General features: G+C 53.0%; 2 protein-coding genes and 1 pseudogene. 2 read left to right on the forward strand and 1 reads right to left on the reverse strand.

The genetic code is table 11. The annotated features are described in order from the left end of the window. Together BLW34_RS15365 and BLW34_RS15370 are read left to right on the forward strand one after the other, a co-directional pair. The coding region (locus BLW34_RS15365) for an IS3 family transposase (protein WP_143037874.1) at nt 1-142 on the forward strand (142 nt) is incomplete at its 5' end. Further along, nucleotides 143-754 (forward strand): IS630 family transposase, encoded by a 612-nt coding sequence (locus BLW34_RS15370; protein WP_090581428.1) that lies wholly within the window; start codon nt 143-145, stop codon nt 752-754. A 73-nt stretch (nt 755-827) separates the two neighbouring features. Here BLW34_RS15370 and BLW34_RS15375 read toward each other — a convergent pair. After that, nucleotides 828-1013, reverse strand: a pseudogene (locus tag BLW34_RS15375) (transposase); the annotation flags it as partial.

Genomic DNA, 1013 nt, shown 5'->3' on the forward strand with positions numbered 1-1013 from the left:
CCAAACCCGTCATGCAGCACAGCAAGATGTGCTGCAGTATATTTCCATGTTCTATAACAGCCATCGACTGCATTCATACTTGGAGTACAAAAGCCCCAATCAATATGAAGTGGAAACAGAAAAATTGAAAGAAGTCGCTTAACTGGGTTGTCCGGTTTTACTTGACCAGGTCACTGTCGTCTGCCTGGACGAGAAAAGCAAACAACTGCTGCGCGACACGCGAACCCCGCTGGCGCTCAAGCCGAGTGTGCCTGCGAAGCACGATTACGAGTATGTTCGCGCTGGAACATGTAACTTGTTCGTGGCAGTCGAACCCAAAGGGGGTACGCGCACGGTCATCGTCACAGCGCAGCGCGCCAAGACTGACTTCATCTCCTTTGTCCGGCACTTGCTTGAGCAGGTGTACGCCAAGGCGCACTGCGTTCACTTGGTCATGGATAACCTCAACACCTACTTTCGTCGTTGTTTCGAGGAAGCGCTTGGTATTGAGGAGGCAGAGGCGCTGCTGTGCCGCGTCGTATTCCACTACACCCCGAAACACGCCAGCTGGCTCAACATGGCGGAGATCGAGATCGGCATCCTTGATAGGCAGTGTCTGGATCGACGCTGGCACGACCGCGACGCGCTCACTGCTGAGGTGGATGCCTGGCAACAGCGGCGTAATACCGAGCGCCGATCGATCGATCGATCGAGTGGACATTCACTCGACAGGGTGCGGATCGAAAAGTGCAGCAGCATTATGTTTCGTAATTAATATGTTTTGATACTAATAGTGCGTTCCGTCAATACAGTTACACATTAAACTACGCCGAGGTTGAACTTATTCCAATGGAGCTTACGCGGATGTGGCGCAGAAAGGCTCTGGCCATCTTCGAGAAGGCGCACTCGATCAGGTTGAGCCAAGAGCCATGCTTGGGGGGTATGGACATACTCGAAGCGTCCTGGCCGAGTTGCAAGATAGGCCATGGTCTCTTTCGAGATGTGTGCCGAATGATTGTCCAGTACCACGCGGA

This window comes from Nitrosomonas sp. Nm58 (assembly GCF_900107335.1).
Taxonomy (GTDB): domain Bacteria; phylum Pseudomonadota; class Gammaproteobacteria; order Burkholderiales; family Nitrosomonadaceae; genus Nitrosomonas.